The organism is Arthrobacter sp. U41 (assembly GCF_001750145.1).
In the GTDB taxonomy this organism is placed as follows: domain Bacteria; phylum Actinomycetota; class Actinomycetes; order Actinomycetales; family Micrococcaceae; genus Arthrobacter.
Genome location: NZ_CP015732.1, coordinates 874,524 through 900,111, shown reverse-complemented (window position 1 = coordinate 900,111; position 25,588 = coordinate 874,524). Strand labels below are relative to the sequence as shown.

At 63.9% G+C, this 25,588-nt stretch carries 23 protein-coding genes; 13 read left to right on the top strand and 10 right to left on the bottom strand.

The annotated features are described in order from the left end of the window. Positions 1–196 precede the first annotated feature (196 nt). The 5 genes from dnaK (at position 197) to ASPU41_RS04245 (ending at position 4,941) form a co-directional block, all read left to right on the top strand. Positions 197–2,059, top strand: a complete 1,863-nt coding sequence (gene dnaK, locus ASPU41_RS04265; RefSeq protein ID WP_069949875.1) for a molecular chaperone DnaK — start codon at positions 197–199, stop codon at positions 2,057–2,059. A 2-nt stretch (positions 2,060–2,061) separates the two neighbouring features. Next, on the top strand, positions 2,062–2,736 hold the full coding sequence (locus ASPU41_RS04260; RefSeq protein ID WP_069949874.1) for a nucleotide exchange factor GrpE: 675 nt from the start codon (positions 2,062–2,064) through the stop codon (positions 2,734–2,736). Positions 2,737–2,830: 94 nt separating this feature from the next. Continuing rightward, complete coding sequence (locus tag ASPU41_RS04255) at positions 2,831–3,814, top strand: DnaJ C-terminal domain-containing protein (protein WP_197515756.1); 984 nt, start codon at positions 2,831–2,833, stop codon at positions 3,812–3,814. 15 nt (positions 3,815–3,829) lie between these two features. Beyond that, positions 3,830–4,252: a heat shock protein transcriptional repressor HspR gene (locus ASPU41_RS04250; protein ID WP_069949872.1), complete on the top strand. Its 423-nt coding sequence runs from the start codon at positions 3,830–3,832 to the stop codon at positions 4,250–4,252. A gap of 290 nt (positions 4,253–4,542) precedes the next feature. Next, a complete protein-coding gene (locus tag ASPU41_RS04245; RefSeq protein ID WP_197515755.1) occupies positions 4,543–4,941 on the top strand; it encodes a hypothetical protein in 399 nt (132 codons plus the stop codon). A 75-nt stretch (positions 4,942–5,016) separates the two neighbouring features. Here ASPU41_RS04245 and ASPU41_RS04240 read toward each other — a convergent pair whose 3' ends face one another. The 6 genes from ASPU41_RS04240 to ASPU41_RS04215 all read right to left on the bottom strand — a co-directional run bounded on the left by ASPU41_RS04240 (position 5,017) and on the right by ASPU41_RS04215 (position 11,633). Then, a complete protein-coding gene (locus tag ASPU41_RS04240) occupies positions 5,017–5,826 on the bottom strand; it encodes an HpcH/HpaI aldolase family protein (protein WP_197515754.1) in 810 nt (269 codons plus the stop codon). Further along, positions 5,811–6,596 carry a 2-oxo-hept-4-ene-1,7-dioate hydratase gene (gene hpaH / locus ASPU41_RS04235; protein ID WP_069949870.1) on the bottom strand — a complete coding sequence of 262 codons (786 nt, stop codon included), beginning with the start codon at positions 6,594–6,596 and terminating at the stop codon, positions 5,811–5,813. The genes ASPU41_RS04240 and hpaH overlap by 16 nt, the downstream gene beginning before the upstream one ends. A gap of 80 nt (positions 6,597–6,676) precedes the next feature. Then, positions 6,677–7,762, bottom strand: coding sequence for a 3,4-dihydroxyphenylacetate 2,3-dioxygenase (hpaD, locus tag ASPU41_RS04230; protein WP_069949869.1), 1,086 nt, complete (start codon positions 7,760–7,762; stop codon positions 6,677–6,679). Between the two features lie 34 nt (positions 7,763–7,796). Then, complete coding sequence (gene hpaE / locus ASPU41_RS04225; protein WP_069949868.1) at positions 7,797–9,341, bottom strand: 5-carboxymethyl-2-hydroxymuconate semialdehyde dehydrogenase; 1,545 nt, start codon at positions 9,339–9,341, stop codon at positions 7,797–7,799. Positions 9,342–9,397: 56 nt separating this feature from the next. Then, complete coding sequence (locus ASPU41_RS04220; protein WP_069949867.1) at positions 9,398–10,096, bottom strand: GntR family transcriptional regulator; 699 nt, start codon at positions 10,094–10,096, stop codon at positions 9,398–9,400. Then, entirely contained in the window at positions 10,089–11,633 is a 1,545-nt protein-coding gene (locus tag ASPU41_RS04215; protein WP_069949866.1) for a fumarylacetoacetate hydrolase family protein, read from the bottom strand. Before ASPU41_RS04215 ends, ASPU41_RS04220 begins: the two co-directional genes overlap by 8 nt. Before the next feature lie 239 nt (positions 11,634–11,872). Between ASPU41_RS04215 and ASPU41_RS04210 the strand changes: the two genes are divergently transcribed. Then, positions 11,873–13,774 carry an FAD-binding monooxygenase gene (locus tag ASPU41_RS04210; RefSeq protein ID WP_069949865.1) on the top strand — a complete coding sequence of 634 codons (1,902 nt, stop codon included), beginning with the start codon at positions 11,873–11,875 and terminating at the stop codon, positions 13,772–13,774. 465 nt (positions 13,775–14,239) lie between these two features. Here ASPU41_RS04210 and ASPU41_RS04205 read toward each other — a convergent pair whose 3' ends face one another. The 4 genes from ASPU41_RS04205 to ASPU41_RS04190 are packed head-to-tail and all read right to left on the bottom strand — an operon-like array spanning position 14,240 to position 17,629. Next, complete coding sequence (locus ASPU41_RS04205) at positions 14,240–15,280, bottom strand: Gfo/Idh/MocA family protein (protein ID WP_197515753.1); 1,041 nt, start codon at positions 15,278–15,280, stop codon at positions 14,240–14,242. 56 nt (positions 15,281–15,336) lie between these two features. Then, positions 15,337–15,717 carry a RidA family protein gene (locus tag ASPU41_RS04200; RefSeq protein WP_069949863.1) on the bottom strand — a complete coding sequence of 127 codons (381 nt, stop codon included), beginning with the start codon at positions 15,715–15,717 and terminating at the stop codon, positions 15,337–15,339. A gap of 42 nt (positions 15,718–15,759) precedes the next feature. Then, positions 15,760–16,887, bottom strand: coding sequence for an aminotransferase class V-fold PLP-dependent enzyme (locus tag ASPU41_RS04195; RefSeq protein ID WP_069949862.1), 1,128 nt, complete (start codon positions 16,885–16,887; stop codon positions 15,760–15,762). 19 nt (positions 16,888–16,906) lie between these two features. Further along, positions 16,907–17,629, bottom strand: a complete 723-nt coding sequence (locus ASPU41_RS04190) for an IclR family transcriptional regulator (RefSeq protein WP_197515752.1) — start codon at positions 17,627–17,629, stop codon at positions 16,907–16,909. A gap of 98 nt (positions 17,630–17,727) precedes the next feature. Between ASPU41_RS04190 and ASPU41_RS04185 the strand changes: the two genes are divergently transcribed. The 7 genes from ASPU41_RS04185 (at position 17,728) to ASPU41_RS04155 (ending at position 25,393) form a co-directional block, all read left to right on the top strand. Next, positions 17,728–19,329, top strand: a complete 1,602-nt coding sequence (locus ASPU41_RS04185; protein WP_069949860.1) for an N-acyl-D-amino-acid deacylase family protein — start codon at positions 17,728–17,730, stop codon at positions 19,327–19,329. Between the two features lie 104 nt (positions 19,330–19,433). Beyond that, entirely contained in the window at positions 19,434–20,702 is a 1,269-nt protein-coding gene (locus tag ASPU41_RS04180) for an ABC transporter substrate-binding protein (RefSeq protein ID WP_069949859.1), read from the top strand. Between the two features lie 68 nt (positions 20,703–20,770). Further along, positions 20,771–21,709: a carbohydrate ABC transporter permease gene (locus ASPU41_RS04175; RefSeq protein ID WP_069949858.1), complete on the top strand. Its 939-nt coding sequence runs from the start codon at positions 20,771–20,773 to the stop codon at positions 21,707–21,709. Continuing rightward, the gene (locus ASPU41_RS04170; protein WP_069949857.1) at positions 21,706–22,542 is read left to right on the top strand and encodes a carbohydrate ABC transporter permease; all 837 of its coding nucleotides are present in this window, start codon (positions 21,706–21,708) and stop codon (positions 22,540–22,542) included. The genes ASPU41_RS04175 and ASPU41_RS04170 overlap by 4 nt, the downstream gene beginning before the upstream one ends. A 4-nt stretch (positions 22,543–22,546) precedes the next feature. Next, positions 22,547–23,731 (top strand): ABC transporter ATP-binding protein, encoded by a 1,185-nt coding sequence (locus ASPU41_RS04165; protein WP_069949856.1) that lies wholly within the window; start codon positions 22,547–22,549, stop codon positions 23,729–23,731. Positions 23,732–23,760: 29 nt separating this feature from the next. After that, complete coding sequence (locus ASPU41_RS04160; protein WP_083266354.1) at positions 23,761–24,798, top strand: sugar kinase; 1,038 nt, start codon at positions 23,761–23,763, stop codon at positions 24,796–24,798. Continuing rightward, positions 24,788–25,393, top strand: coding sequence for a bifunctional 4-hydroxy-2-oxoglutarate aldolase/2-dehydro-3-deoxy-phosphogluconate aldolase (locus tag ASPU41_RS04155; RefSeq protein ID WP_069949855.1), 606 nt, complete (start codon positions 24,788–24,790; stop codon positions 25,391–25,393). The genes ASPU41_RS04160 and ASPU41_RS04155 overlap by 11 nt, the downstream gene beginning before the upstream one ends. Positions 25,394–25,588 lie beyond the last annotated feature (195 nt).

The following is a 25,588-nucleotide window of genomic DNA, read 5'->3' as shown; positions in this document are numbered from 1 at the left end:
GGAATTCCGGGGAAGTATTGCCGCCGGGGACGGTTGCGGACAGGCCGAAATTCAAAGTTGAGCGCACCGCGCTCAACTTTGAATTGACATTGAAACGGGTCTGAGTAAAGTTGAGTGTAGATCGCTCAATAACGGTCGGACCTCTGGGTCCGCAGCCAAACCGGCAAGTTTCCACGGAAAGTTAAGGACGCAACACATGTCACGTGCAGTAGGTATTGACCTCGGAACGACCAACTCCGTCGTCTCAGTTCTCGAAGGTGGCGAGCCCACCGTCATTGCCAACGCCGAGGGTGGCCGCACCACGCCGTCGGTTGTTGCATTCTCCAAGTCCGGCGAAGTGCTCGTTGGTGAAATCGCGAAGCGCCAGGCCGTCAACAACATTGACCGCACCATTGCCTCGGTCAAGCGCCACATGGGCACCGACTGGAGTGTCGCCATTGACGACAAGAAGTACACGGCGCAGGAAATCTCCGCCCGTATCCTCATGAAGCTCAAGAACGACGCCGAGTCCTACCTGGGTGAAAAAGTCACCGACGCCGTTATCACGGTGCCCGCGTACTTCAACGACGCGCAGCGCCAGGCCACCAAGGAGGCCGGCGAGATCGCGGGCCTGAAGGTCCTCCGCATCGTCAACGAGCCCACCGCGGCCGCCCTCGCTTACGGCCTGGACAAGGGCAAGGAAGACGAGCTCATCCTCGTCTTCGACCTCGGCGGCGGAACTTTCGACGTTTCCCTGCTCGAAGTCGGCAAGGACGAAGACAACTTCTCCACGATCCAGGTCCGCTCCACCGCCGGTGACAACCACCTCGGCGGCGACGACTGGGACCAGCGTGTCGTTGACTACCTGCTGAACCAGCTCAAGGTCAAGGGCATCGACCTCTCCAAGGACAAGATCGCCCTGCAGCGCCTGCGTGAGGCCTCCGAGCAGGCCAAGAAGGAACTGTCCTCCTCCTCGAGCACCAACATCTCCCTCCAGTACCTGTCCGTCACCCCCGACGGCCCGGTGCACCTGGACGAGCAGCTCACGCGTGCCAAGTTCCAGGACCTCACCAAGGACCTGCTGGACCGCACCAAGAAGCCCTTCCAGGACGTCATCAAGGAAGCCGGCATCAAGCTCTCCGAAATCGACCACATCGTGCTCGTGGGCGGTTCCACCCGTATGCCTGCTGTCTACGACCTGGTCAAGGAACTCGCCGGCGGCAAGGAGCCGAACAAGGGCGTCAACCCGGATGAGGTCGTCGCCGTCGGCGCCGCGCTGCAGGCCGGTGTCCTGAAGGGCGAGCGCAAGGACGTCCTCCTGATCGACGTCACCCCGCTCTCGCTCGGCATTGAAACCAAGGGCGGCATCATGACGCACCTGATCGAGCGCAACACGGCCATCCCGACCAAGCGGTCCGAGACCTTCACCACGGCGGATGACAACCAGCCGTCCGTGGCCATACAGGTCTTCCAGGGCGAGCGCGAGTTCACCCGCGACAACAAGCCGCTGGGTACCTTCGAGCTGACCGGGATCGCTCCGGCCCCGCGCGGTGTCCCGCAGGTCGAGGTCACCTTCGACATCGACGCCAACGGCATCGTGCACGTCTCCGCAAAGGACAAGGGCACCGGCAAGGAACAGTCCATGACCATCACGGGCGGTTCCAGCCTCTCCAAGGAAGACATCGACCGCATGGTCAAGGATGCCGAGGAGCACGCAGCAGAGGACAAGGCCCGCCGCGAGGCAGCCGACACCCGCAACACTGCCGAGCAGCTTGCCTACTCCGTGGACAAGCTGATCGCCGACAACGCGGACAAGTTGCCCGAAGAGGTCAAGACCGAGGTCAAGGCCGACGTCGACGCCCTCAAGGCCGCCCTTGAAGGCACCGACGACGCAGCGGTGAAGACCGCGTTTGAGAAGCTGCAGGCTTCCCAGACCAAGCTCGGCGAGGCCATCTACGCCCAGGCAGGTTCCCCGGACGGCGCCACCGGCGCCCAGGGTGCACCCGCCGGTGAGAAGGCAGCAGGAGCCGACGATGACATCGTCGACGCCGAGATCGTTGACGAAGACGAGAAGAAGTAATCATGCCGCATCACGGTAACGAAGAAGAGCACGGTTCTTCCGAGAGCCGTCGCGACGCTGAACAGCAGGAGAACGAGCCGCAGAAGCCGATCATCCACGACAACCGCAAGGTTGATCCGAAGACCGGCCAGGCCCGCCACCCCGACCAGGAGCGCGCCGCCGCAGGGGACTCAGACTCCGGGGACGCCCTGTCCCAGGCGGAGGACATCCTCAACAGTGTTGAGGTGCCGGCCGCGGAGTCGGTGGCCCAGGGTGCCGGCGCTGCGGAGGCGGAGGAGCTCAGGAATGACCTGCGCCGCCTCCAGGCCGAGTACGTCAACTACCGCAAGCGCGTCGAACGCGACCGTGCCGTGGCAGGGGAGATGGCCGTCATCGGCGTCCTGAACTCCCTGCTCCCGGTACTGGACGACGTCGACGCCGCCCGCCAGCACGGTGACCTCACGGACGGACCCTTCGCCGCGATCGCCGCCAAGCTGGAGAACGCGCTGAAGACGTACGGCCTGGTGCGCATCGATGAGACCGGCGTGGAGTTCGATCCCACGATCCACGAGGCCCTCATCCAGCAGCCCGGCCCGGATGTCGAGATCGACACCGTCAGCCAGGTCCTGCGCTCCGGGTACAAAACCGGCGACCGGGTCCTGCGGGCAGCCCAGGTCATCGTGGCCGTCCCGGCGTAGCAGTACCCCATCGAGGTGACAGTTCGCGCCCGTGTTTCGACCAAACATCGGCGCGAACTGTCACCTCGGCACACAGACTTGAAAGGAAACGCCATTGGCTAGCCAGGACTGGGTGGACAAGGACTTTTACAAGATCCTTGGAATCGCCAAGGACGCTTCCGACGCCGACATCAAAAAGGCTTACCGGAAGCTCGCGCGGCAGCACCACCCGGACACCAACGCGGGGGACACCGCTTCGGAGCGGAAGTTCAAGGACATCTCCGAGGCCTACTCCGTGCTTTCCGATCCGGACGAGCGCCAGCAGTATGACGCCATCCGGGCCATGGGCGGCGGAGCCCGGTTCGCTCCCGGCGGCAGCGGTGCGGCCGGTGGCGGTGCGGGCTTCGAGGACCTCTTTGGCGGGCTCTTCACCGGCGGCGGCGGACGCCATTCCGGCGGCTACAGCACCTCCGGCGGCATTCCGCCGGAGTTCGCCGACCTCTTCGGCGGTGGCGGCGGCTTCGGCGGCGGCCAGTCCTTCCAGCGTGCACCGCAGAAGGGTGCGGACCGGACGGCGTCGACCTCCATCTCCTTCGCCGGATCCATCCGCGGGACCACCATCGGCCTTCGCGAACCGGACGGCGAAGTCATCGACGTGCGCATCCCGGCCGGCATCAAGGACGGCCAGAAGGTCCGGGTCCGCGGCAAGGGCCAGAACGGTCCGGCCGGCTACGGGGACCTTATGGTCACCGTCTCGGTGAAGCCGCACGATTTTTACGTCCGCGACGGCGACAACCTGCGCATCCATGTCCCGGTCTCCTTCCCGGAGGCAGCCCTGGGCGCCGACATCGAGGTTCCGACCATCGACGGCGACAAGGTCAAGGTCCGCGTCCCGGCCGGTACACCGTCGGGCCGCACCCTCCGGGTCAAGGGACGCGGCGTCAAGCATGCCAAGGCCACCGGCGACCTGCTGGTGACCATCGACGTCGCCGTTCCGCGGAAGCTGAACAAGGAAGCCGAGGAGGCCGTCAAGGCTTTCGCCGCGGCAACCGCCGGCGAGGACGTCCGCGCCGAACTGGCAGCCAAGGCCAGGCTCTAGGAACGGACGCCTGCCATGGCCATCGACTTCGAGCAGCCGATCTTCGTCATCTCCGTGGCCGCGGAACTGGCGGACATGCACCCCCAGACGCTTCGGCAGTACGACCGGCTGGGCATCGTCTCGCCCAGCCGGGCCCCCGGCAAGTCCCGCCGCTACTCGCAGCGGGACATCAACATGCTCCGCGAGGTGCAGCGGCTCTCGCAGGAGGGCGTCTCCCTCGAAGGCATCAAACGGATCCTCCAGCTGGAGAACCAGGTGGCCGCGCTGCAGCGCCGCGTCACCGAACTAAGCGAGGAGCTCGAACGCCGCCCCCGCAGCCTGGAATCCCGCATCTTCGCCGCCGGAGCCGCGGGCGACGTCGTCAGCCTGGCCCGCGGCAAGCGGCCCCGCGCCCGCTCGCAGGCCGTCGTCGTGTGGAGGCCGCGGAACAGCGAATAACGTCGCTGGGCTGTGCGTTCCTTCACCCCTCCAAGAAGTCCACTGGTCCGTCCACGTAGTCCGCGGCCCGCGGAACGAGTACCCGCGCCCGCATCCGGGTAGTCGCAGGCTGCAAAGACGGGTACAGCGATTGCGTGACTTCCGGGCCGCCCGGCCGTTTGAATTGTCCTGGCATAAAAGACTGGCGCCACAGCCAGCGAAACAGCGAGGACAGCCGGGGGGCACTGCATGTTTGATCCATTTACGCCGGGTGAATCGGCGCCCGAACCTGCACTGACCGCGGGCCGGTCATGAACTCCGGGCTGCAGGCCCTGGCCATGTTCGCCGGATCGCTGACGGGCTCGATCCTGTTGTCCCTGGGCCAGGCAATCGTCGTTGTGTGTGTCTGCTTCGACATGGTTCGGGCCCTTTCCGTACCGCGGTCCCACCGCCGCTACGTGGCCAACACCGTCTTCACCACGCTGGCCTGGCCCTCGATCCTGATCTGCGGGGTCAGTGTGCTGATCGACGCCGCGAGCGGGACGTGGCAGGACGTCGCGGGCGGAGTCTTCATGATGGTCGCGGTGACTTTCCGGTGGCGCCACGGCGGTGACGAGGACAGCTGGTGGAAGGGCAGGGGCAAGAAGCTGGCCACCTGGTTCCGGACCCGGACGGCCCCCCGGTCCGTGACTGCGCCGGCCGCGGCCTGACCCCCCGCAACGCGGGGTCACTCCGCGCCCATCCCGGGTGGTTTTACCGGCGCTAGGTGACCCCGCGTTGGATCGTCAGTAACTTGCGGGGGTGTCGTTGTCGGCCGGAGCGATGAAGTCGGCCGCGAGGGCTTCGGAGCCGCGGGCAAGCAGCGCCACATCGGCGCCCACGAGGACAAATGCCGCCCCTGCGGCCAGGTACTGGCGCGCCGTGGCGGGGATGAAAGCGTTGACGCCGGCGGGTTTGCCGGCCGCTTGGGCGGCGGAGAGGCAACGTTCGACGGCGGCCCGGACCTCGGGGTGTTCCTGCTGGCCGAGCAGGCCCATGGAGGCCGCGAGGTCGGAGGGCCCCAGGAAGATCGCGTCCACGCCGTCGACCGCCAGGATGTTCTCCACCACGTCAACAGCCGCACTGGACTCGATCTGCACGGTGACGCTGATGGTCTCACTGGCGCGGGCGAGGTAGTCCGGGATCCGGTTCCAGCGTGCGGCGCGCGCCAGGGCGGAGCCGACGCCGCGGACCCCGTGCGGCGGGTAGCGGGTGGCGGCCACGGCGGCCTCCGCCTCGGCCGCTGAATTCACCATCGGGACCAGCAGGTTCTGCACGCCCAGGTCCAGGTACTGCTTGATCAGCACGGTGTCGTTCACCGGCGGGCGGACCAGGGTGTGGACCGGGTAGCCGTTGATGGCCTGCAGCTGGGCGAGGATGGATTCGAGCCCGTTGGGGCTGTGTTCGGCATCGACCAGGAGCCAGTCCAGGCCTGATCCGGCGCAGAGTTCGGCCACCAGGGGGCTGCCGGAGCAGATCCACATCCCGGCCAGCGGACGGTCCGCCGCCGCCAGGGCTTCCCGGAAAGTGTTCTGAGGTTCTATTCGAAGCGGCATGTCACAACTCCCAGGGGTCCGTAGTCTGCGTGGACGGTGTCGCCCTTGTACACCCACATCGGCCGGGTGAAGGAGCCGGCCAGGATGATGTCGCCCGCCTTCATGCTGTCCCCGTGCGCGGCGATCTTGTTGGCCAGCCAGTGCACGCCGTTGGCGGGGTGGTCCAGGACGCCGGCGGCGACGCCGGTTTCCTCCACGGTCTGGTTCTTGTAGAGGATGGCCGAGACCCAGCGCAGGTCCACGGCATCGGGGCGGACCGGGTTGCCGCCGATCACCATGGCCCCCATCGCGGCGTTGTCCGAGATGGTGTCCACGATGGTCCGGCCCTCCATTTGGATCCGGGAATCGAGGATCTCGAGGGCCGGAATGACGTAGTCGGTGGCATTCAGGACATCGAAGATGGTGCAGCCGGGGCCGGTGAGGTCCTTCTTCAGCACAAACGCCAGTTCGACTTCCACCCGGGGATGGGTATACCTGTCCCATTCCACGGAGCAGCCCGTCTCCAGCACCATGTCATCAAAGATGGCGCCGTAGTCCGGCTCGGTGATGCCGGTGGCGGCCTGCATGGCCTTGGAGGTGAGGCCGATCTTGCGGCCCACCAGCTTCCGCCCGGCGTTCTCGTTGCGGCGCCGCCAGAGCTGCTGGACGGCGTAGGAGTCCTCGACAGTCATCCCCGGATAGCGGGCGGTCAGCAGGGGGACCGGAGTCCGGCTTCGGCCGGCCTCCAGCAGCTCATCCGCGATGGCCTCGATCGTTGCGGGCTCAAGCATTCGTTCGTGTTCCGTTCAGTCGGTGGGACGGGCAACCGGTCCCGCAGCCTGGGATGCGGGACCGGTCAAGGGGATGGACGTTAGAGCTGCGCGCCGAGCTTGAACCCCGTCCTGTCTCCTTCAGGGGAACCGTCCTTGCGGGTGTAGGAGAACCCGTCGGCGCCCACGGTCACGGCCATTTCGCTCTTATCCTCGCGGACGATGACCGGCTGCGGGTTCCCGTCGAGGTCCAGCACCAGGGAGGCCTCGGTGTACCAGGACGGCACCACGGGGTTGCCCCACCAGTCGCGCCGCTGGTTGTCGTGCACGTCCCAGGTGATGACGGGGTTGTCCGGATCGCCGGTGTAGTAGTCCTGCGTGTAGATCTCCACGCGGTGGCCGTCCGGATCCAGGATGTAGAGGTAGAAGGCGTTGGAGACGCCGTGGCGGCCGGGGCCGCGTTCGATCCGGTCCGAGATCCGCAGCGCGCCCATCTTGTCGCAGATCTGGATGATGTTGTGCTTCTCGTGGGTGGCGAAGGCGATGTGGTGCATGCGCGGGCCGTTGCCGCCGGTGAGGGCGGTGTCGTGCACGGTCTGCTTGCGGTGCATCCAGACGGCGTAGCTGACGCCGTCCGAATCCTGGATGTCCTCCGAGACCCGGAAGCCCAGATCCTCAAGGTACTTGCGGCCCCGGGGGACGTCCGGGGTGACCTGGTTGAAGTGGTCCAGACGGACGAGTTCGCCGGCGGAGTAGAGGTCATAGCGCTGGGTCAGGCGTTCGACGTGCTCGGTTTCGTAGAAGAACTCGTAGGGGAAGCCCAGCGGGTCCTCGACGCGGACGGAGTCGCCGATGCCCTTGGTGAAGCCTTCTTTGCGGCGTTCGGTACGGCAGCCGAGCTCCTTGTAGTAGGCCTCCGCGGCATCCACCTCGGCGGGGGACTTCACCCGGTATGCGAACGCGGCAACGGCTGCGATCGGGCCCTTGCGCAGCACCAGGTTGTGGTGGATGAACTCCTCCAGGGAGCGCAGGTAAATGTTGTTCTCGTCTTCCTCGGTCACGTGCAGCCCCAGGACGTCCACGTAGAACGCGCGGGACTTGGCGAGGTCGGTGACGACGATTTCCATGTAGGCGCAGCGGACGATGTCCGGAGCCGGGACGGTGGGGTTGGGGATGAAGTTGGTCATGATGCTCTCTCTTCCTTTAAAGGGGGTGCGGGGATTAGCTGTCGCCGCCGGCGGCGGCGTCTTCGACGCTGCCGAACTTTGGCGTGTGCACGGTGCCGAGGGTGATGTGGACGGCCTGCTGGTCGGTGTAGAAGTCGATCGAGCGGTAGCCGCCCTCGTGGCCGAGGCCGGAGGCCTTGACGCCGCCGAAGGGGGTTCGGAGGTCCCGGACGTTGTGGCTGTTGAGCCAGACCATGCCGGCTTCGACGTTCTGCGAGAAGTTGTGCGCCCGGGTCAGGTTCTGGGTCCAGATGTAGGCCGCCAGGCCGTACCGGGTGTTGTTCGCCAGCGCCAGCGCTTCCTCGTCGCTGTCGAACGGGGTGATCGCGACGACGGGGCCGAAGATCTCCTCCTGGAAGATCCGGGCGTCCGGTGCGACGTCGGCGAAGACCGTGGGGGCAATGTAGTTGCCTTCGGGGAGGTGGTCCGGGCGCCCGCCGCCGGCCAGCAGCCGGCCCTCGGACCTGCCGATCTCGACGTAGGAAGCCACCTTGGCGTAGTGCTCGGGGTGGACCAGGGCGCCGACCTCGGTCCTGGGGTCGTGCGGGTCACCGACCACGATGTTTTTGGCGCGGGCGGCGTACTTGTCGCAGAACTCCTCGTACACGGCGCGCTCCACCAGGATCCGGGACCCGGCGGTGCAGCGCTCGCCGTTGAGCGAGAAGACCCCGAACAGGGCCGAGTCGATCGCGGCGTCCAGGTCGGCGTCGGCGAACACAACACACGGTGACTTGCCGCCGAGCTCCATGGACAGGCCCTTGAGGTTTTCCGCGGCGTTGCGGAAGATCGTCTGGCCGGTGGTGGTTTCGCCGGTGAAGGAGATCAGCGGCACGTCCGGGTGCTTCACGAGCGCGTCGCCGGCCTCCTCGCCGAGGCCGTTGACCAGGTTGAACACGCCGTCGGGCAGGCCGGCATCCTTGAAGATCCGGGCCCAGAGGGACGCGGAGAGCGGCGTGAACTCGGCGGGTTTGAGCACCACGCAGTTGCCGGTGGCCAGTGCGGGGGCCAGCTTCCAGGACTCGAGCATGAACGGGGTGTTCCAGGGCGTGATGAGCCCGGCGACGCCGATCGGCTTGCGGTTGACGTAGTTGATCTGCGCGCCGGGGACCTTCATGGCGTCATCGAACTGGGCCACGATCAGGTCCGCGAAGAACCGGAAGTTCTCCGCGGCGCGGAGGGCCTGGCCCCTGGCCTGGGTGATCGGCAGCCCGGTGTCGAAGGTCTCCAGTTCCGCGAGCCGGTCCTCCTGGGCCTCGACGGCGTCCGCGATCTTGTTCAGGATGCGGGCGCGTTCGCGGGGCTTCATCCGCGGCCACGGGCCGCTGACGAACGCTTCCCGGGCGGCGGCGACGGCGAGGTCGATGTCCTCCTTCTGGCCGGCGGCCGCGGTGGCGTAGTTGGTGTTGGACACCGGGTCCAGCACATCGAAGGTCCGGCCGCTGACGGAGTCAACGAATTCGCCGTTGATGTAGTGCTGGATGTGGGTGGTCAGGTCCTGCGGGACGTAATGGGTTTGAGCGTCTTCGGCGGTGAACGTCATTGTTTTTCCTTACTGATAGTGCAGCGCGGGGTCACTTACGGCCCGTGCGGGCCCCATTAATGGGCGCTATCTGACCCCGCGTTGTTTTGGGCCAGGTAGGCGTCCAGGGTGGCGGAGCGGTGCAGGCGGGCGGCTTTTTCGATCTGGTCGGCGCTGGCGCCGGACTCGATGAGCCGGAGCAGCGCCTCATGTTCGTCCACCGACTCATGGGCGCGGCGGGGGACGAAACGGAACGTGGAGGAGCGGAGGGATGCCAGCCGGTTCCAGCCCCGGTGGACCAGGTCCAGGATGTGGGGATTGGGGCAGTGCTCGAACAGGATGCTGTGGAAGTCCTGGTTCAGCCGGGTGAACCGGACGGGGTCGAAGTGCTCCAGGCATTCGCGCAGCTCGGCGTTGACGTCCCGGGCCCGGGCGATTGCTACGGCGTCGATGAGGGGAGCGGACAAGGCCGTGGCGGCGCCCTCGACAATGCTGAGGGTCTGCATCGTGTAGAGGTACTCGGTGGGGTCAATGCCGGCCACGGTGGCGCCCACATTCCGCTCGAACTTCACCAGGCCCTCGGCTTCGAGCCGGCGGATGGCTTCGCGGACCGGCACCACACTGACGCCCAGATCCTCGGCGATCTTCGCCAGCACCAGCCGGTAGCCGGGGGAGTAGCTCCCGTCCACGATCCGTGCCTTGACGGCCGCATAGGCCTGCTCGGACTTGCTGCCGGTGTGGGTGGCGGTGTGCGCGCCTATGGCGGTGTCACTCATTGGCTTTGCCTGCTTCCCAATTCTCGTAGCGGGCCCGCCAATCAGGGTCCATGGGGTAAAGGCCGTCCACACTGTGGCCCTGCTGCACCATCTCGGCGATGAAGACCTCCTCGCGCTCCTGGGCGATGGAATCATCCGCGAGCTCCTCGGCCAGCGCCGGCGGGATCACCAGGATGCCGTCCGCGTCGGCCACGATGATGTCCCCGGGCTGGACCGTGGTGCCGCCGCAGGCGATCGTGATGTCGGTGTCCCACGGGATGTGCCGGCGTCCCAGCACTGCGGGGTGCGGGTTGGCATAGTAGGTGGGCATGTCCATCGCGGCCACCGCGGAGAAGTCGCGGACACCGCCGTCGGTGATAACGGCGGCGGCGCCGCGGACCTGGGCACGCAGGGCCAGGATGTCGCCGATGGTGCCCGTGCCCTTTTCACCGCGGGCCTCCATCACCAGGATTTCGCCTTCGTTGACGGAGTCGATGGCCTTCTTCTGGGCGTTGAAGCCGCCGCCGTGGGTTTTGAAGAGGTCCTCGCGGTTGGGCACATAGCGCAGGGTCCGGGCCAGCCCCACGATCCGTTTGTCCGGGCGGGTGGAGGTGAGACCGTCGATGCTGACGTTGTTCAGGCCGCGCTTGCGCAGCTGGGAGGACAGGGTGGCCGTGCAGACGCTTTCCAGCTTCGCCTTCAGCTCCGGGGAGAGGACATGTCCGACGGCGGCGGGCGGCGCCTCTGCCGGCTGGACAGGCCCGACGGCCGCGAGCCCGGCCGCCGCGCGGGATCCGTAGGCTTCCTCCCGCTGGAGGTCATCAGTCCTGGGCTGGGCGCCGAGGTCAGCGAACGGCGTCGTGCCTTCCGCCACCAGCGTGACCAGGCGGCCCGTGGTGAGGCCGCCGGCAGCGCCGCCGCCCGCCGTCGTGCTTTCGGCGCTGACTTCAACGGCGCTGACTTCAACCTCGAGCACGTCGCCCGGCGTGGCCACGGAGGCCCCGGCGGGGGTGCCGGTCAGGATGATGTCGCCCTCCTCGAGGGTGAGCAGCTGGGAGAGGTCCGCGACCAGCCGGGCGAACGGGAAGAGCAGGTCCCCGGTGGTGTCGTCCTGGACCGGGTCGCCGTTGTGCCAGGTGCGGATGCGGAGTTTTGCGGGGTCGACGGCGGAGGCGGCGATCAGTCCCGGGCCCACGGGGGTGAAGCCGTCGCCGCCCTTGGACCGGAGGTTGGAGCCCTTGTCGGCGTAGCGGAGGTCGTAGACGCCGAGGTCGTTGCTGGCGGTGATCCACTCGACGTGGCTCCAGGCGTCCTCGATGCCCACGCGGCGGGCGGGCTTGCCGATGATCAGGGCGATTTCGCCTTCGTAGCCGAGGAGTTCGCAGTCGGCCGGGCGCTCCACTGTTGAACCGCTGAGGGCCAGGGAGGAGGAAGGCTTCAGGAAATACGACGGCTGCTCGGGAGTGCGGCCGCGCTGGGCTGCCCGGCTGGGGTAGTTGGTATGCACCGCGATGACTTTGCGGGCCGCGGCCAGGGTGTGGTCGGTGACCTGTTCCAAGAATGACTCCTCATCGAGTACGAAATCGTATACGAAGACTATTGCCCAGAAACCCGCGGATCGTCAACCCCCTCTTCGGGGTGAGTTTTCGCGGCACTTGTAACGCGGGTCATATCTGCGTAGAGTTTTGGATGGAGACAAAATTCTAATATCGAACATCAAGTTCTATTATCGAACACGCGGTGGCGGCAGCGGTCCGCCACACAGCGAAGTGCCACACGACGAAGTGAGGAAAGCCCGTGCAGTTCCACCACCACGGTTACGTATCCGGTGACCCGCGAGTCCAGCCAGCAGCCGGCGTCGGCATTGACCGGCCCGCAGAACTTCCCGACGAGGTCGACGTGCTCATCGTGGGCACCGGGCCTGCAGGCGTGGTCACCGCCGCGCAGCTGTCCCAGTTCCCCGGCATCACGACGCGCATCGTGGAGCGCCGCGGCGGGCGGCTCCCCATTGGCCAGGCCGACGGCATCCAGGCCCGGAGTGTGGAGACCTTCCAGGCTTTCGGCTTCGCCGAGCGGATCATCGCCGAGGCGTACCGCATCACCGAGATGGCGTTCTGGAAGCCGGACCCCGCCGACCCGTCCCGGATTGTCCGTGGCGCCCGCGCCGTGGACGACACGACCGGCATCAGCGAGTTCCCGCACCTCATCGTCAACCAGGCCCGCGTCCTGGATTACTTCGGTGAGTTCATGGCGAACTCGCCCACGCGCATGTCGCCGGACTACGGCCTGGAGTTCCGGGGCCTCAAGGTCACCGACGGGGAGGAATACCCCGTCACCGTTACCCTCGTCCACACTGTCGGCCCCGACGCGGGCCGGGAGCGCGCCGTGAAGGCGAAGTACGTCGTCGGCGCGGATGGTGCCAAGAGCAAGGTCCGGGACTCGATCGGCTGCACCCTCGCGGGCGACCAGGCGAACCACGCCTGGGGCGTCATGGACGTCCTGGCCAACACGGACTTCCCGGACATCCGCACGAAGTGCGCGATCCAGTCCGGCACCGGCGGCAGCATCCTGCTGATCCCGCGCGAAGGCGGCTTCCTCTTCCGCATGTACGTCGATCTCGGCGAGGTCGACAAGGAGGACAAGGGCGCCGTGCGCAGCACCACCATCGAGCAGATCATCGCCCAGGCCAACGAGATCCTCCACCCCTATACCCTCGATGTCCGCAATGTCGCCTGGCACAGCGTGTATGAGGTCGCGCACCGCCTCACCGACCGGTTCGACGACGTTCTGCCGGACCAGCTCGGCACGCGCACGCCGCGCGTTTTCATCACCGGCGACGCCTGCCACACGCACAGCGCCAAGGCCGGCCAGGGCATGAACGTCTCCATGCAGGACGGCTTCAACCTCGGCTGGAAGCTCGGGCACGTGCTCGAGGGCCGAAGCCCGGAGAGCCTGCTGTCCACCTATTCCGCCGAGCGCCAGGTCATCGCGAAGAACCTCATCGACTTCGACAAGGAGTGGTCGACGCTGATGGCGAAGAAGCCCGAGGAATTCAACAGCCCCTCCGAGCTCGAGGACTTCTACGTGAGTACCGCGGAGTTCCCGGCCGGATTCATGACCCAGTACACCCCCTCGATGCTCATCGGCGAGGCCACCCACCAGGACCTTGCCACCGGTTTTCCCGTCGGCAAGCGGTTCAAGTCCGTGCCTGTGGTGCGGGTCTGCGACACCAACCCGATGCACCTCGGCCACCACGCCACGGCGGACGGGCGGTGGCGCATCTACGTCTTCGCCGACGCCGCGACGCCGGGTCCGGCGTCGCGGCTCGCCGATTTCGCCGAATGGATCGCGAACGCTCCGGACTCACCGCTCGCCGCAACCCCCGAGGGGGCCGACCTGGACGCGTGGTTCGATGTGAAGGTGATCTACCAGCAGGACCACACCAGCATCGACATCGGCGCCGTGCCGGCGGTGTTCAAGCCCCAGGTGGGTCCGTTCCAGCTCACGGACTACGAGAAGGTCTACGCCTCCGATCCGAGGGCGGACATCTTCGAGCTGCGCGGCCTCGACCGCGGCGGCGTCGTCGTGGTGGTGCGACCGGACCAGTACGTGGCGAACGTCCTGCCCCTGTCGGCGACGGCCGAGCTTGGCGCGTTCTTTGCGGCGCTCCTGCAGGGAGGACTGCGGAAGGCCGTGTGACCCGTACGCGGGGTCTCGCGGCGCCCGATCCGCTCACGCGGACGCGGGCACAGTGGATGCCCTCGGCGGAACAGGTCATCCGCCTGGGCCGAGGGTACATGAACATCCGCGCCCGGGACAGGCCGTGGAGGTGGCCCGGACCCTTGTGGAACAGCTCCAACATGAGCCGCTATCCGAGCCCGGGCGCCGACGCCCACGGCCGCGGGCCGAATTTGCTCGTTCCACTCATCGCTGTCAGCCGCAACAACCCGCCGTCGGGCCACGTGCAAACCATCACGGACCGCGCTCTGCGCATTCTTGCTGAAACCGTCGATCGTGTTCCGGCCCGGCGTTTCCAGGGGCCGCTGGTGGCCAAGGACTTAGCCTTCAGACGGCGAAGCCTGTTGACCCACAACAGGCGTTCGTCGTTTGATCGACCCGATGCGCACCACAAGCGGCCCCGTGGCATTTTGGCGTGGGGCCTCGCTAGGAGAGGTTCGTGATAGTTGAGACCTCGACCGACCCGCCAGTCGCGGCCGCGAGTTTCGCGGCTTCGATGACCGCCACCGACTGTGCCGCGTCGGCCACTGTTACGTACGGCTCGACAACGCCACGCACGACGTCGATGAAGTGACTCAGTTGGTTACTGTAGGAATCGCCGGTGGCCTTCTCCACGAAGGCCATGCTCAGTGGCTGCGTCCAATCCGAGAGTGCTTCGTGATGATATCGGGCCAACTGTGGGAACGCCAGGGACCCGCGCGTTCCGGCAATCTGATAGCAGGAAATGGTGGGATTGAAGGGAAACGTCGGGTCGTCCTCTGTCGCCTGGTCCCACCCCCACGGGGCCACAACCGTGTCTGAGATAATGAACGACCCCAGTGCGCCATTTTCGAACTCGACGATTACTGCGGCTGTGTCCTCGACTTCAAATCCGCGCGTCCGGTTGCTGACTTTGGCCTGCACAGCGACGATATTCCCGCACAGATGCCGGAACAGATCCAGGTCGTGCACCAGATTGATCAGCATCACTCCTGCTCCCTGACGTTTGCGCCAAGGCTCACGGAAGTAGCTGTCCGCTTTCTTGGTGAGCCAAGTGCCGTTGACGGCGACCAATTTGCCTAATTCCCCGGCGGCAATGAGATCTCCTGCTGCCTTGACTGCCGGGTGGTGGCGGCGGTGATGGCCGACGAGGACGGGTGTGGCAGACGCTTTAGCGACCTGAACGAGCCGCGCGGCTTCCGCATAGGAGGTGGCCATCGGTTTTTCCAGGAGGGAAGGAATACCGCGGTCCAGACAGGCCAATGCCGTGTCGACGTGGAAGGCGTTGGGACTGGCTATTATCACCGCATCCACTTCTCCTGCCGCCAGCAGCGCGGCGTGCCCGGAAAAGTATGGGACAGCGTGCTCCGCTGCCAGTGCACGACTGCCCGGGTCCGCGACCGCCGCAAGCCTCGCGTTTGGGTTGCGGGCAATAACCTCAGCGTGCTTGCGTCCCATGACGCCGGCCCCGATCACACCAATCCTCACGGGCCGTTCCGCGGCCGCTGATCCTGACATTACGAAACCATCAGATCGGCCTGGCGTTACTCTGGGAGGGCCGCGACAACATCGATTTCCACCAGTATGTCGTAAAGGTCCGAGCCGACGGTGGTGCGGACGGGGAACGGAGCCGGAAAGAATTCAACGTAGGCCTGGTTGTACTCGTCGAAGTCCCTTTTGAGGTGCTGCAAGTGTGTGGTGACCTTGACAACGTCGGCGAAGGTGGCGCCAGCCTCAGCGAGGACCGCATCCAGGTTCCTCAATACTTGACGGGTCTGCGCCGCGACTCCGTCGGGGACCTCGCCGGTGATGGGATCCTGGGGGCCAAAGCCTGCTGTGTAGAGGAAACCGTTGGCCACGATGCCCTGGCTGTAGGGGCCGGCCGGGGCCGGGGCGTTCGGTATGACGATGGCTTTCTTGGGCATGATGCTCCTGGTGTTGTGGTGTTCGAGCGGTTTGATGGTTCGCTAGGCAGTTGAGGTGGCGACGGCGGCGCGGACGGCATCTTCGACCATCTGCTCTTCACCGTCCTGGAGAAGGTCGGGGCTAATCCAGAATCCGTGCGGAGTGCCGTTGCGCAGATCCGGATGCACTGCCACCCGAGGCGTCGCTTCCGCAAGCGCGGAAAGCGTCCGGCCGGCGTGGGTGGTGTCCGACATTCCCACGTAGAGCCGGGGCACCGGCTGGCCGGCCTCATTTAGCATCTCGGTTCGCAGTGAAACTCCATCAAGATCGAGCAAGGCGTCGGACCAGGCACCTACCGTTGCTAGCCATTGCGCGTGAAGGGAGGCGTGATCCAGGTCGATGAAGCGTTCCACTGCGGCGACAAGACCCGCGATTTCCTCCTTGCCCACCTTCATGGCGCGGGCCCATCGCTGGTAGGGTGCTCCATTCTGGCGTGCGGACTCGATGATATCGGCGCGGCCGACCATGAATCCGCTGGCTTGGGGACCCCGCAGCGCCTTTCCGCCGGAGAACACGGCTACGTCAGCACCCACCTCGCGGGTAAAGTGCCACAGGTTTTCCACGGGCGGCAGCTGTGCGGCGGCATCGACTAGGACTGGCACCCCACGGGACTTCGCGATGCGGACCACTTCAGAGAGAGGAAGGGCGACTTGGGGCAGATGAGAACCTGCCACGTAGAGGATGGCGGCCGTATTGTCGTTGATGGCGGCCTCCAGTTCCCAGTCAAAAGTCTGTTGGATGTTCCCGATCTGGCGGATGGTTACACCCGCCATTGCAATGGCGGCATCATATGGAATGCGGTGCGCAGCGTGCATGATCACTTCGCTCGGTGCTAGGTCCCGCCCTGGGAACGAGGTCAAAACCTGGGGATCCCCCTTGGTCCGGATCCCCAGCAGCGCCAGGATCAGCGCGGCGGCGCAACCGGACGTGACATATGCTGCCTCGTTCCGAGTGATCTGTGCCAGCCGTTTCCCGGCGGCCAGGTGCAGTTCGTGCATGTCCACAAACGAACCTGCTGCGTCGCTCATGGCATCCAGCACCTCTTTGGGCATCAGCGAACCGCCGAGTGCGGTGAAGGTTGTGGCTGCGTTGATGACGGGTTTCAGGCCCAGATCGGAATAGAAGGTCATAGTGTCTTTCAGATCCTAGTTAGCCGAGTTGCCGGGAAATTGCCCGGGCGGTGCTGCGGATGTCCTCCAGATAGACCTTAAGGTCCTCAATGGTTGCCACAGCCTTGATGGCGGTGAGGGAAATAGCACCGACGATCGTGGCGCTGGTATTTGAGACGGGAACTGCGATGCAGTTAACGAAATCCTCGAATTCCCCGTCATCGACCCCCCACCCCTGGGCCTCGATTACAGCCAGTTGCTCGTCCAGGGCTTCCCTCGAAACGACGGTGTGCTCGGTGAAGGGTGTCCATTCGGCACCGGCGAGCACTGCGTCACGACGGGCTTCTGAGATCTGGCTGAGTATCGCTTTGCCCACGCCGGTGCAGTGGGGAAGAACGGTCTTGCCTATGCGTGAGTACATCCGCACGCTGTCCTGACCTTCCACCTTGTCCACGTACATCACCGTTGATTCCACGAGTTGGGCAAGGTGGATGGTGTTGCCAGTGCGAGCGTGCAGCTTTCGGATTTCGTCGTGGGCAACGGAAGGCAGGTCCAGACTGTCCAGGGCCTGCTGGGCAATGGAGATCATTTTGGGTCCAATGCTGTAATGGCCGTTTCCGCGGCGAAGCACGAATCCCGCTTCTTCCAGCGTCTGTAATTGGCGCAGGACCGTTGACCGGTGCACGTCAAATCGCTTCGCTACCGCGCTGAGGCTTTGCGATCCTTCACCGAGGAAGTCCAGTATTTCGGTGGCCCGTTGCACAGCTTGTGACATTCTTCACCCCTATATACTGATCCAGTTCGTCCAATTTTGCACACACATGTGCATACTATGCAACATCATTCCGAAGTGAGGCAACTATGGCTAGTTGGGTTTTGCGCGGCGGTTACGTCATTGACGGTCTAGGGGGGCCGCGTTATGCGGCCGACATTCGCATAAGCGAAGGCCGCATCGCAGGCATACTAGTTCCGGGGCAGGGGGCGGCCGGAGAGGACATCGACGTCTCGGGACTCGTGGTCTGTCCCGGGTTCATTGACATGCATGCACACTCAGATCTGGCGGTTCTAGCGGATCCCGCGCATGTCGCCAAGGCTGCCCAAGGAGTCACGCTGGAGGTAGTTGGCCAGGACGGGCTCGGATATGCGCCGGTGACTGATGCCGTCATGGCCGTGACCAGAGAGCAGATCGCGGGGTGGAATGGCACTCCGGATCTCGACTACGCCTGGCGCAGCATAGCAGACTATCTGGATCAGGTAGACCAAGGTGCAGCTGTCAACGTAGCCGTGCTCGTACCGCACGGAACGGCCAGAATGGCAGTCATGGGGACCGCATCACGGGCCGCGACGCCCGGAGAGCTGGAGCGAATCCGCGAGATTGTGGCTCAGGGTTTACGGGACGGGGCCATGGGCATGTCGACCGGGCTGACATACACGCCTGGAATGTACGCCTCCGACGAGGAGATTATTCACGCGTTGGCCGCTGTCAGGGAGCTCGGCGGCTACTACTGTCCGCACCACCGGAACTACGGTATTGACGTGGTGGAAGGCTACCGTGCCTGCCTCGAAATAGTCAGGGCCGCCGAGGTGCCGCTCCACCTGGCCCACTGCCACGTCAATTTTCCCCAGAACAAGGGTCGCGCCGGCGAGGTTCTCGCAGCCTTCGACGAGGCGATTGCGGCCGGCATCGACATCACATTGGATTCCTACCCCTATCTGGCCGGCGCCACGTACCTTGCCGCGCTGCTGCCAAGCTGGGTTCATGAAGGCGGGAATGAAGCGATGAGCGCCCGTGTGAGCGACCCCGAAACGCGCGCGCTTATTCTTCAGGAAATCGAGGTGCAGGGCTCTGACGGCCACCATGGAGTCCCCATGGACTGGTCAACGATTGTTATCGCGTCGACCCAGCACCCCAAGAACGACTGGGCGGTAGGAAAATCTGTGACGGAACTGGCCGGGGAACGGCTGTCGTCCGCCGGGGAGGTTTTCCTGGACCTCCTCCTTGACGATAACTTCGGTGCCGGGTGCCTGGTACAGGTCGGCAATGAAGAGAATGTCCAAGCCGTAATGCGGCACTCCGCCCACACCATCGGCAGTGACGGCATCCTGGTCGGAGAACGTCCCCACCCTCGCGGGTGGGGTACTTTTCCGAGGTTCCTGGGGCACTACGTTCGCGACCTGGGCGTGATGACCCTGGAGGAGGCGGTGCTTCACGCCACGTCACGCCCTGCCAGGCGACTGGGCCTGACCGACCGCGGAGTGGTGGCGGAAGGCAACTGGGCCGATCTCGTGGTGTTCGATCCCGGCACTGTGGGATCACGCGCCACGTACGACAACCCCAAAGTCTGGCCAGATGGCATCCCGTACGTATTCGTTAACGGGGAGCCCACCATCGCGGGGGGAAAAAGGACGGAAATCCGGCCCGGGCGGGCCGTGCGCAGGTCGCCAGGACCGACTTCTTTGTAAAAACTGTTTACAAGCCGGGATTGCACCTGACAGGATGGCAGCTACCGCAACACGCGTTGCAACATATGCACACATCAGGAGTGTTAGTGAAGACTAGAACAGCGATGAAGAGCGCAATCATGGCGGTTGCGGTGGGGCTGGCGCTGAGCGCCTGCAGCGGCGGCGCCGACGGGGGAGCCGCCAAGGCCTCGGGCCCCCCGGCAGCGGAAGGCGGCACACTGACCTTCGCCAACTGGCAGTGGCTAGAGCCAGGTCGCGGGGCCAACATTCTGGACGCGGTAAAGCAGTACGAAAGTGCCAACCCCAAGGCCAAAGTCGAGAAGCAGGAGATCACCCGCGCCGATTACGAGAAGACGATCAGCACCCAGATCGGATCCGGGGCGGGTCCGGACATTCTTATCATTCCGGACCCGTTCTTCCCCGAACTGGCGTCCAGCGGAGCACTCGAACCACTGGACGGGGTGCTTGATCCGGCCAGCGAAAGCGCACTGCGCAAAACGAATGAGAACTACAAATTCGATGGGAAGCAGCTGGGCCTCATCTGGGAGGCTGTGCCGTACGCCCTGTTCTATAACAACGACATCATGTCGGCGGCAGGCGTCAAGCCCCCAACCACGCCGGACGAGCTGGCCACTGCCGCCCGAACGATCAAGGACAAAACCGGCAAAACGGGATTCGCCGTCCGACACCAGCTCAACGAGGAATCACCGTGGTTCACTGACTACAGCAACTGGGCCTACGGGTTCGGCGGCAAATGGTCTGATGGCAAAAAACTGACTCTCAACAGTGAAGAGAACATTGCGGCTGCGGACGCCTTCCTCAAGGCGTACAAGTCCGGTGGGTTCGGCGTAGGCGATGACGCCTCGACATACCGCAGCAAATTCGCGGCCGGACAGGTCGGCATGGTCATCGACAATTCATCTGCCCTGCTGACCATGGTTTCAAGCAAAGACGGCGTGAAGTCATCCCAGGTCTCCGCCTCGGTCCTACCGTTCCCCGGCGGGGGATCCGCCTATGCAGGATTCTCCATTGGCATCAACGCCAACTCTAAGAACAAGGAGCTGGCCAAGGACTTCATCAAGTGGATGATGACCGCCGACACGCAGTCAAAGTTTGCGGACGCGCTGTTCCCCTCCGGTATCGCCACCGGAGTATCTGCTCCGCAGGCCAAGATCGACGCCAATCCTTGGATCGACGCCTTCTACAAGCAGCTTGACAACTCTTCATCCGTCGTGATTCCGGGATTTGAAACCAAGACACCGCAGGTCCGGACCATAGTCCTCACACAGGTGGCCAGAATGCTGACTACCGGAATTTCCGCTAAGGACGCTATGGACGCCGCCCAGCAACAGGCCGCAAGCCTCACCCCCTAGAAGCCGCAGGCTGCCCTGGACGGAGAACCGTGCGGGGCAGCCTGTTCCTGAATCGAGAGAACGTAGCGATGACTGTCACCACACCCGTCAGGACGCAAGCTCCGTCCCGGCCTCCGTCTCGACGCCGGCGCTTCAGCTGGACCCCCTATCTGTTCATAGGACTGGCTGTCCTGTATCTGCTGGTGTTCGCTGTGCTGCCGCTGCTGAAGGGCCTTGACCTTAGCTTCACGAACACTCGCCTGCTGAATCCGACCGCCGGGAAGTACATCGGCACCGAAAACTACAACCAACTTTTGAGCAGCGGAGCCTTCTTCAAGTCGGTGGCGACCACACTTATATACACCGTTTTCACCGTCGTTGGATCCCTGACACTGGGCACCGTGTCGGCCTTTGTCATCAACCGCTTCTTCCCCGGTCGCACACTGGCCAGAGCTGTCATGGTCATGCCGTGGGCAGTGCCCACGGTTGCCGTCGTGCTCGTCTTCCGCTGGATCTACAACGATTCCACCGGTGTAGCCAACGCAGCCACCGCAGCACTCGGGCTCGGGGAGAGGGGCTGGCTGACCGATCCGAACTACGGCATGCTCTCCGTCGTGATTGCGACCGTCTGGAAAGTCACCCCCTTCGTCATGCTGGTGGTATTGGCAGCCCTGCAGTCAGTCCCAGAGGATCTATACGAAGCCACAAGAATTGACGGAGCCGATAGCTACAGCACATTCAAATTCGTGGTGCTGCCGTTCCTGCTGCCGACTCTGCGCGTGGTCGCTTTGCTGATGACGATCTGGTCCTTCAGACGGTTCGAAATCATCTGGCTGCTTACCGGCGGCGGCCCTGTGGATGTCACCACGACGATCGTCATCGACGTCTACCGGCATGCATTCAGCAACAGTGAACTCGGCATGGCGGCCGCGGCAGGCGTCCTCGGGCTGCTGCTATCGCTGATCGTGACTGCAGTCTATTTTGTCGCCGAACAACGTGCCAACAAGCAGAACGGAGTCCACGCATGATTGTGCGCCGACGTCTGAGCACCGGAGTAAGAGCCCTGCTCGCGCTGCTTCTCACCTGCCTTGCGGGCTTCCCGCTTTACTGGATCATCAACACAGCGATGACCCCCACAAATGATCTCTACCAAGGTCAGCAGAAGCCCTTGCCCGACATCTCCCGGGCCTTGGATCTGTTCTCCGTGCTAACTACCGACACACCGTTCCTGGGCTGGATGGCCAACTCCGCCTTCGTCGCTTTCGGCACCACCATGTTGAGTCTGCTGATGGCAACTATGGGCGCTTACGCCCTGTCCCGTTACAAGTTCGTGGGCAAGGGACCCATGGGTTTCCTTTTCTTTGCCACCCAAATGCTTCCTGAAGCGTTGCTCGTAGTGCCGTTATACTCACTGTTTGCCGCTCTCGGGCTACTGAACCAGCTCTCGGGGCTGGTGTTGGTCAATTCAGCCTTTGCAATGCCGGTGGCACTCTTCATCCTCAAATCAGCAATTGATAACGTCCCCTACGAACTCGAGGAATCTGCCCGAGTGGACGGCTGCAGTCCCTTGAGCATTCTGCAGTTTATGGTGGTGCCGCTTGTGGCGCCGTCCATGGCGGCCGCAGCGGTCATTACCTTCTTTGACGGTTGGAATGAATACCTCTTCGCCACCACATTCATTCAGGACCGCTCATCCTGGGTCGCGTCGACTGGTCTCGCCTCTTTCATCGGCGAGTTTTCAACTCCCCTTGACACGGTATTCAGTGCAGCTCTGGTCTTCACGATCCCTGCAGTAATTTTCTTCCTCCTCATGCAACGCAAGATCGTCTCCGGACTTACCGCCGGATCAGTAAAGGGATAGATCCATGCCAACGATTGAATTTGATCAAGTCAGCAAAAACTTCGCCGGCAACACCGTCATCAAGGGATTCGATGCAACGGTTCCGGACAAAGAGTTCCTGGTCCTCCTGGGGCCCTCGGGCTGCGGTAAGTCGACCATGCTTCGGATGATCGCAGGGCTGACGGACATCTCCTCCGGCGAGCTGCGTTTCGACGGGGTTGTCGTGAACGATTTGGAGCCAAAGAAGCGGAACATCGCCTTCGTCTTCCAGTCCTATGCCCTGTACCCGCACATGAGCGTCCGCGCCAACGTTGCCTTCCCGCTGGTGATGGACAATTTCAAATGGTGGCACCATATCCCGCTCGTGGGCGGTCTGGCACGCCGTTCGCTAATGAAGCGCGCCGACATCGCAAGGAAAGTCGATGAAGTGGCCGAGATGCTGGAGCTGACGGACTACCTGGACCGGCGCCCCAAAGCCCTCTCCGGCGGACAGCGCCAGCGTGTCGCCGTAGCCCGCTCCCTGATCCGCGAACCCGCGCTATACCTCTTGGACGAGCCCCTGAGTAATCTCGACGCCAAATTGCGGACGCAGATGAGGGCGGAAATATCCGCGCTGCATGACAGGGTCCAAAAGACCTTTGTGTACGTCACTCATGACCAGGTCGAAGCAATGACCATGGGGACCCGGATCATCGTGCTGAACGACGGCGTCGTTCAGCAATACGGGACGCCCAAAGAAATCTACAACAAGCCGGCCAACACCTTTGTCGCGAAGTTCATCGGTTCACCGCCAATGAACCTCATTCCAGTGACTTTCACGGACGGCAACGCGGACATGTTCGGTAACGCCTTGCCGTTTGCATCCCCCGAAATTTCTGACGCCGGGGCAGTGCAACTCGGGATTCGTGCCGAAAAGGTCCGCATTCACACGTCCCGCAGGATCGACGGACTGCCGGAGTACCCCGCACGCGTCCTGACTGTGGAACATCTCGGCGCGGAAACGGTAGTGGGCTTCAAATTCGGTGCTGAACCGCACGCAGCCGAGGTCGGAGCAAGAGCGTCAAAGGACCTGTTCTACGCAAAGCTCGTCGGTGATGTAGTACTTGCCCACGGTGAGAGGGTCAGCATCTCGTTCGATCCGGAGGACGTTCTTTGGTACTCCGCGGACAGTGGAATACTCCTCGAACGCGCGCAGATGGCATCGAGTTAGTCGACGAGGACGGGCGTGGGAAATTTAGCATGATCAGAGAAAGAACGGCGGCGACCAAAGTGCCGGAGCTGCTGTGCATTGGGGAAACGATGGTTTTACTCACCCCTGACGAAGGCTCCCTGGAGCAGAACAGGCACGTTGGCATTCATGTCGGAGGAGCCGAAAGCAACGTAGCCGCCGGGCTGGCCCACCTGGGGCACGACGTCGAATGGTTCAGCAAAGTCGGGAACGACCCCTTCGGGAGGATAATCTGCGAGTTCCTGCGGGCGCGCGGTGTCTCTCTCGAGAACGTCGCGGTAGACCGGACACGCCCCACGGGCATCTACTTCAAAGATCGGGACGACGAAGACAGCCACGTCTATTACTACCGGTCCGGATCTGCTGCGTCCGCCCTAGGCCCGGCGGACCTACCCCACCTGCGCCTGGAAAGCCGTACGCTCTGCCACGTTTCCGGTATAACGGCCGCCCTTTCGGCCAGCGCTAATGACCTTATGCAGAGGTTGGTCATCGACCGTAATCCGGGGGACGGGCTGGTCAGTTTTGACGTCAATTACCGGCCCGCCCTCTGGTCGCAAGCCGACGCTGCCCCCCGACTCCTCGAGCTGGCCCGCGGTGCCGACATAGTCGTTGTGGGTCGAGATGAAGCCCAGACTCTTTGGGGCACACCACGGGCCGAAGACGTGCGAGAAATTCTTCCCGACGCTGCTCACCTCGTAGTTAAGGACGCAGCTATCGGCGCGACGCATTTCGCTCAGGGTCTCGCAACTTTCCAGTCTGCGCTGAAAACCGACGTCGTGGAACCTGTCGGAGCCGGCGATGCTTTCGCGGCAGGATTTCTTTCAGGGCTCGTGCGCAAATTTGATATTCCGCGATCGCTTCGTCTCGGTCATCTCATGGCTGGGCTCACGCTGCAGCACGTAAGTGATTTGCCTTCAATGCCTGCTGCCGAGGACATCCTTGCAGTCAGCGCCGTGGAAGATGAAGGTTGGGCGAACATGCGGCTAGGCCCTTCCCATCTCAACAACTTGCATCTGCTCCTACTCAAAGGAACTTCACATGACGACTGAAGTCATCGACATCATCCACCGGCAGCCGGTAATGGCCATCCTCCGCAATATGGATCCCCATCGATCGGTCGCTCTAGCCACAAGGGCCTGGGATTTGGGAATTGATCTGGTGGAAGTGCCGATTCAATCCCCGGACGCAATCCCCTCTCTTGCCGCCGTCGTCAAAGCCGGCGCGGAGCGGGGCAAAATGGTCGGAGCGGGGACCATTATTTCGTCCGAGCAGGTCCTTAAATGTGTGCAGTTCGGCGTGGCCTTTACCGTGGCACCCGGACTCGATGAGGAAATCGTCAAACTATGCAGGGAAGCAGGCCTGCCCCACCTGCCCGGTGTAGCCACGGCCAGTGAAATTCAGACAGCTGTGCGGCTCGGCTGCTCCGTAGTGAAGGCATTTCCGGCATCCGTACTCGGACCCGCATGGTTCAAGGCCATGCGGGGCCCCTTTCCCGATGTCTCGTTCGTGGCCACGGGCGGCGTCGACGCTTCGAACGCCACGGCCTTCCTTGACGCTGGAGCGGCAACCGTTGCTGTCGGCTCAGCCTTGGCCGACGAGCGGCAGTTAGACATGGTCGCTGAAATTATCGCTTCAAGGCGCTAACCCCGCGCTGTGCCGACGGCTGTTCCTTGTTCTGGGCCTGGCGTTGCCGATTGAGTTCGGTAATGAGCTGAGCGGGAGAGCAGCCCAAACCCCCGGACCCAGTCATGGGCCGGATCGGCCGCAAAAGTCGTAGCCACACTGGATCCGTAGGTCCGTGATTGACTCGGACCACTGTAACAACGCGTCTTTAGATGC

Bases quoted from the DNA above. Each gene is read 5' to 3' on its own strand.
- dnaK (WP_069949875.1), top strand. From the start codon at position 197: ATGTCACGTGCAGTAGGTATTGACCTCGGAACGACCAACTCCGTCGTC.
- ASPU41_RS04260 (WP_069949874.1), top strand. From the start codon at position 2,062: ATGCCGCATCACGGTAACGAAGAAGAGCACGGTTCTTCCGAGAGCCGT.
- ASPU41_RS04250 (WP_069949872.1), top strand. From the start codon at position 3,830: ATGGCCATCGACTTCGAGCAGCCGATCTTCGTCATCTCCGTGGCCGCG.
- ASPU41_RS04245 (WP_197515755.1), top strand. From the start codon at position 4,543: ATGAACTCCGGGCTGCAGGCCCTGGCCATGTTCGCCGGATCGCTGACG.
- ASPU41_RS04240 (WP_197515754.1), bottom strand. From the start codon at position 5,826: ATGCCGCTTCGAATAGAACCTCAGAACACTTTCCGGGAAGCCCTGGCG.
- hpaH (WP_069949870.1), bottom strand. From the start codon at position 6,596: ATGCTTGAGCCCGCAACGATCGAGGCCATCGCGGATGAGCTGCTGGAG.
- hpaD (WP_069949869.1), bottom strand. From the start codon at position 7,762: ATGACCAACTTCATCCCCAACCCCACCGTCCCGGCTCCGGACATCGTC.
- hpaE (WP_069949868.1), bottom strand. From the start codon at position 9,341: ATGACGTTCACCGCCGAAGACGCTCAAACCCATTACGTCCCGCAGGAC.
- ASPU41_RS04220 (WP_069949867.1), bottom strand. From the start codon at position 10,096: ATGAGTGACACCGCCATAGGCGCGCACACCGCCACCCACACCGGCAGC.
- ASPU41_RS04200 (WP_069949863.1), bottom strand. From the start codon at position 15,717: ATGCCCAAGAAAGCCATCGTCATACCGAACGCCCCGGCCCCGGCCGGC.
- ASPU41_RS04195 (WP_069949862.1), bottom strand. From the start codon at position 16,887: ATGACCTTCTATTCCGATCTGGGCCTGAAACCCGTCATCAACGCAGCC.
- ASPU41_RS04185 (WP_069949860.1), top strand. From the start codon at position 17,728: ATGGCTAGTTGGGTTTTGCGCGGCGGTTACGTCATTGACGGTCTAGGG.
- ASPU41_RS04180 (WP_069949859.1), top strand. From the start codon at position 19,434: ATGAAGAGCGCAATCATGGCGGTTGCGGTGGGGCTGGCGCTGAGCGCC.
- ASPU41_RS04175 (WP_069949858.1), top strand. From the start codon at position 20,771: ATGACTGTCACCACACCCGTCAGGACGCAAGCTCCGTCCCGGCCTCCG.
- ASPU41_RS04170 (WP_069949857.1), top strand. From the start codon at position 21,706: ATGATTGTGCGCCGACGTCTGAGCACCGGAGTAAGAGCCCTGCTCGCG.
- ASPU41_RS04165 (WP_069949856.1), top strand. From the start codon at position 22,547: ATGCCAACGATTGAATTTGATCAAGTCAGCAAAAACTTCGCCGGCAAC.
- ASPU41_RS04160 (WP_083266354.1), top strand. From the start codon at position 23,761: ATGATCAGAGAAAGAACGGCGGCGACCAAAGTGCCGGAGCTGCTGTGC.
- ASPU41_RS04155 (WP_069949855.1), top strand. From the start codon at position 24,788: ATGACGACTGAAGTCATCGACATCATCCACCGGCAGCCGGTAATGGCC.